General features: G+C 72.8%; 4 protein-coding genes. All 4 read left to right on the top strand.

What is annotated here, in order from left to right; genetic code table 11:
• Positions 1-266: 266 nt before the first annotated feature.
• On the top strand, positions 267-2,933 hold the full coding sequence (locus ABD308_RS12665) for an ATP-binding protein (RefSeq protein WP_344332791.1): 2,667 nt from the start codon (positions 267-269) through the stop codon (positions 2,931-2,933).
• 73 nt (positions 2,934-3,006) lie between these two features.
• Positions 3,007-3,687 (top strand): response regulator, encoded by a 681-nt coding sequence (locus ABD308_RS12660; protein ID WP_344332789.1) that lies wholly within the window; start codon positions 3,007-3,009, stop codon positions 3,685-3,687.
• A gap of 110 nt (positions 3,688-3,797) precedes the next feature.
• Positions 3,798-4,205 (top strand): OB-fold nucleic acid binding domain-containing protein, encoded by a 408-nt coding sequence (locus tag ABD308_RS12655; protein ID WP_344332787.1) that lies wholly within the window; start codon positions 3,798-3,800, stop codon positions 4,203-4,205.
• Positions 4,202-4,963, top strand: coding sequence for a DUF3159 domain-containing protein (locus tag ABD308_RS12650; protein ID WP_425554754.1), 762 nt, complete (start codon positions 4,202-4,204; stop codon positions 4,961-4,963). Before ABD308_RS12655 ends, ABD308_RS12650 begins: the two co-directional genes overlap by 4 nt.
• The last annotated feature ends 71 nt before the right edge of the window (positions 4,964-5,034 follow it).

Genomic DNA, 5,034 nt, shown 5'->3' with positions numbered 1-5,034 from the left:
CTGTGGGAGAGTAGGACGCCGCCGAACAATTCTTCTGAGAAGCCCCTGCCGGGGATACCGGCAGGGGCTTTTCGCATTTCAGGCCCAGAGAGCGCAGAGAGCCCGGCGAGCCTCGCCGGCCCGGCCCACCCCATCAAGATGGCGCTAAAGCTCCCAGCTCAGGGCCCAGATCGCTGGCAAAACGCAGCCTGCGCCGTAGTCTCGAAGGCGAAGGGAACTGGTGTCCGGGATGGCCGCCAGAGTCGGTCGGATCAAGAACGGTGCACATGGGACGCGGCAGGCTGCGGATCTACCTCGGGGCGGCTCCCGGGGTCGGTAAGACGTACGCCATGCTCGCGGAGGCGCACCGGCGGTCGGAACGGGGGACGGACGTCGTGGTGGCGTTCGTCGAGGACCACGGGCGCCGGCACACGGCCGAGCGGGTCACCGGCCTGGAGGTGGCGGCGCGGCGTGAGCTGACGCACCGCGGGGCCGTGTTCACGGAGATGGACCTGGACGCGGTGCTGGCGCGCCGGCCGCGGGTGGCGCTGGTGGACGAGCTGGCGCACACCAATGTGCCGGGGTGTCGCAACGAGAAGCGGTGGCAGGACGTCGAGGAGCTGCTCGCGGCCGGGATCGACGTCATCTCGACGGTGAACATCCAGCACCTGGAGTCGCTCGGCGACGTCGTCGAGGGCATCACGGGGGTGCGGCAGCGGGAGAGCGTGCCGGACGAGGTGGTCCGCCGGGCCGACCAGATCGAGCTCGTCGACATGTCGCCACAGGCGCTGCGGCGCCGGCTGGCGCACGGCAACGTGTACGCGCCGGAGAAGATCGACGCGGCGCTCGCCCACTACTTCCGGCCGGGGAACCTGACGGCGCTGCGCGAGCTGGCGTTGCTGTGGACGGCCGACCGGGTCGACGAGTACCTGCAGAAGTACCGGGCCGAGCAGGGGATCCAGGGGACCTGGCAGGCGCGCGAGCGGATCGTGGTCGGGCTGACGGGCGGGCCGGAGGGCGCGACGCTGATCCGTCGGGCGGCCCGGATCGCGGCCCGCGGGTCGGGCGGCGAGCTGCTGGCCGTGCACATCTCCCGCTCGGACGGGCTGGCCGGTTCGGGCTCGGGGTCGTCGCAGACGCTGATCGAGCAGCGGGCGCTGCTGGAGAGCCTGGGCGGTTCGTACCACGCCGTCCTGGGTGACGACCCGGCCGTCGGGCTGCTGGACTTCGCGCGGGGCGTGAACGCGACGCAGATCGTGCTGGGCACCAGTCGCCGGCCGGCCTGGCAGTACGTCTACGGGCCGGGTGTGAGCGGCACGGTGACCCGTGAGTCGGGCGATATCGACGTGCACATCGTCACCCATGAACACGCCGCGAAGGGCCGCGGGCGGATTCCGATCCGCAAGGTGACCGATCTGGGCCGGACGCGGACGGTCGCGGGCTGGCTGATCGGGGTGGCCGGGCCGCCGCTGCTGGCACTGGTGCTCATCAACGTCCACGGCCTGGGCCTCACCACGGACATGATGCTGTTCCTGTCGCTGACGGTGTGCGCGGCGCTGGTGGGCGGGCTGTTCCCGGCGATCGCCTCGGCGCTGGTCGGTTCCACCGCGCTGAACTACTACTTCGCGCCGCCGATCCACACGCTCACGATCGACGAGCCGCAGAACATCATGGCGGTGGCGATATTCACCACCGTCGGCATGGCCGTGGCCTCGGTGGTCGACCTGGCGGCCCGGCGCACCCATCAGGCGGCCCGCAGCCAGACCGAGGCGCAGACGCTGAGCGCGCTGGCCGGGACGGTGCTGCGCGGGTCCCCGAACGGGGACGGGGTGCTGACCGCGTTGCTGGAGCAGGTCCGGGAGACCTTCCAGCAGGAGTCGGTGGCCCTGCTGGAGCGGTCCGACCGGGCCGCCGAGTGGCAGGCGGTGGCGACGGCGGGCCCGCGTCCGCCCGAGCGGCCGGAGACGGCCGACGTGGACGTGCCGGTCGGGGAGACGCTGGCCCTGGTGCTGCGCGGGAGGGTGCTGCCGGGCGAGGACCGCCGACTGTTGGGGGCCTTCGCCGCGCAGGCGGCCGTGCTGCTGGAACGACGGCGGCTGGCGGGGGAGGCGGCGGCCGCCCGTCGGGAGGCCGAGGGGAACCGGATCCGCACCGCGCTGCTGGCGGCCGTCTCGCACGACCTGCGCACACCGCTCGCGGGGATCAAGGCCTCGGTCAGCTCGCTCCGTTCGGCGGACGTGGAGTGGGACGAGGAGGACGAGGCGGAGCTGCTGGCGGGGATCGAGGCCGGCGCCGACCGGCTGGATCATCTGATCAACAATCTGCTCGACATGAGCCGGCTGCAGACCGGGACGGTCACGCCGCTGATCCAGGAGACCGACCTGGACGAGGTGGTGCCGTTCGCGCTGGGCGGGGTGCCGCCGGGGGCGGTCCGGCTGGACGTGCCGGAGACCCTGCCGATGGTCCGGGCCGACGGCGGGCTGCTGGAGCGGTCGCTGGCCAATCTGGTCGAGAACGCCGTCAAGTACAGTCCGGCCGGGGTGAGGGTGCTGGTCAAGGCGGACGCGTTGCGGCCGGCGTCCGGGCCGGGCCGGGTGGAGCTGCGGATCGTGGACCGGGGGCCGGGGGTTCCGGAGGACGCCAAGGAGCGGATCTTCGCGCCGTTCCAGCGGTACGGGGACGCGCCGCGCGGCGCCGGGGTGGGGCTCGGGCTCGCGGTGGCGCGCGGGTTCGTCGAGGCGATGGACGGCACGGTGTCCGCCGAGGACACCCCGGGTGGCGGGCTGACCATGGTCGTCACCCTGCCCGCCGTCGAACGCGTCCCGGATCCCGACGGACCGGATCCCGGCGCCCTGGGCCCCGGCGCCCTGGATCCCCACGGGCCGGCCGTTGACGAACCGGCCGCCGACGCGCTCGCTCCCGGCGGAGCGGAGCCGTCCCAGCCCCCGGCGTGATCGGTTCCGTCCGCCGATGACCGTTGAACGACCACTTCCGATCCGACCGACAGCCCCGAAAGGCGGAGCCCGCATGACCCGGGTCCTCGTCGTGGACGACGAACCGCAGATCGTCCGCGCGCTGGTGATCAACCTCAAGGCCCGCAAGTACGAGGTCGACGCGGCGCATGACGGCGCGAGCGCCCTGGAACTCGCCGCCGCCCGCCACCCCGACGTCGTCGTCCTCGACCTCGGCCTGCCCGACATGGACGGGGTCGAGGTGATCAAGGGCCTGCGCGGCTGGACCCGGGTGCCGATCATCGTGCTCTCCGCCCGGCACGCCTCCGACGAGAAGGTCGAGGCGCTGGACGCCGGCGCCGACGACTACGTCACCAAGCCCTTCGGCATGGACGAACTGCTGGCCCGGATGCGCGCCGCCGTCCGCCGGGCCGAGCCGGTCGCCGGGGAGGACGGCTCGGTGGTGGTCACCGAGGGCTTCACCGTCGACCTGGCGGCGAAGAAGGTGAACCGCGACGGCGTCGACATCCGCCTTACCCCGACCGAGTGGCATCTGCTGGAGGTCCTGGTCCGCAACGCGGGCCGGCTGGTCAGCCAGACCCAGCTGCTCCAGGAGGTCTGGGGCCCGGCCTACCGGACCGAGACGAACTATCTGCGGGTCTACCTCGCCCAGCTGCGGCGCAAGCTCGAACGCGACCCCTCGCACCCGCGGCACTTCATCACCGAGCCGGGCATGGGCTACCGCTTCGAGGGGTGAGCGGGCGGGCCGGTCCCGGTGTGCCGGAGGCCGCCGCCGACCGCCCGCGCGGAGCCCCGGCGGCTTGTGCGGCCTGCCGCCGGGGGCCCTGGAACCGGTACCCTTCCGGCATGAGTGGTGACAACAGCAGCGGGCCGCCGCAGGGGCGCTTCCGCCGCATGCTCAGCCGGCTGACCTCCTCCACCGAGGAGTTGGAGGCCGAGGAGCTGCGCCAGGAGAGCGCCGCGGAGTCGGGCTGCACGCCGATCGCCAGCTGCGGGGACCGGCAACTGGTCACCGTCGCCGGCACCCTGCGCACGGTGACGCTCCGCCCGCGGGCCGGCGTGCCCGCGCTGGAGGCGGAGCTCTTCGACGGCACCGAGGCGCTGGACGTGGTCTGGCTCGGGCGCCGCTCCATCGCGGGCATCGAGCCGGGGCGCCGACTGGTCGCCAGCGGCCGGATCGGCCACGCGCGCGGCCGCCGGGTGCTGTTCAACCCCCGCTACGAGCTGCGTCCGGTCGGACACGGGAGCGAATGAGCGTGAGCAACCAGCCCGGCGGCGAGCCCGCCGCCCAGCTCGGCCTGATGAAGATCGACCACGACGAGGAGGCGGCCCGCCAGGCGCAGGCCTCCCGCGAGGCCGCCGACACCGTGATGAAGGCGTTCGGCGGGGTCCGCGGCATGGTCGACATGACCCTGCCCGGCCTGGTCTTCATCATCACCTACAACATCACCCACGAGGTTCCGGCGGCCGCCTGGGCGGCGCTGGGCCTGAGCGCGCTGTTCGTGGTGGCGCGGCTGCTGAAGCGGGAGACCGTCCAGCACGCCTTCAGCGGGGTGTTCGGTGTCGCCATCGGCGCCTGGATCTCGATGAAGACCGGCAAGGCGGAGAACTTCTACCTGCCGGGTCTGCTCTGGAACGTCGGCTACTGCGTGGGCCTGGCGGTCTCGGCGCTGGTCCGCTGGCCGCTGATCGGCATCATGCTCGGCCCGGTGACCGGCGAGATGTTCACCTGGCGCAAGCAGAACCCGGGCCGGCTGGCCGCCTACACCAAGGCCACCTGGGCGTGGGTGCTGATCATGGGCATCAAGCCGGTGATCCTCTTCCCGCTCTACTTCACCCACAACGTCAACCTGCTGGGCTGGCTCAAGGTCGCCCTGGGCATCCCGCCGCTGCTGCTGGCGATGTACGTGACCTGGCAGATCCTGCTGAAGGCGCCGCCGCCGATCAAGGCGCAGCTGGACGAGGAGCCGGAGCACGAGCACCCCGCCGGCGGGCCGCCCGCCGGCGTCTAGCGCGAATCCGCACGGCCGAGGGCCCGCTCTCCGAGCGCCTCCACCGGGTGATGGGCCGCTACCTGGACTTC

The sequence above is a fragment of the Kitasatospora putterlickiae genome (genome assembly GCF_039527695.1).
Lineage (GTDB): Bacteria > Actinomycetota > Actinomycetes > Streptomycetales > Streptomycetaceae > Kitasatospora > Kitasatospora putterlickiae.
Note: the sequence above shows the minus strand (reverse complement) of the source record. Positions and strands in the feature narration are given on the sequence as shown.

What these genes read in the sequence shown, in the direction of transcription:
- ABD308_RS12665 (WP_344332791.1), top strand. Translation starts at nt 267, where the DNA reads ATGGGACGCGGCAGGCTGCGGATCTACCTCGGGGCGGCTCCCGGGGTC.
- ABD308_RS12660 (WP_344332789.1), top strand. Translation starts at nt 3,007, where the DNA reads ATGACCCGGGTCCTCGTCGTGGACGACGAACCGCAGATCGTCCGCGCG.
- ABD308_RS12655 (WP_344332787.1), top strand. Translation starts at nt 3,798, where the DNA reads ATGAGTGGTGACAACAGCAGCGGGCCGCCGCAGGGGCGCTTCCGCCGC.
- ABD308_RS12650 (WP_425554754.1), top strand. Translation starts at nt 4,202, where the DNA reads ATGAGCGTGAGCAACCAGCCCGGCGGCGAGCCCGCCGCCCAGCTCGGC.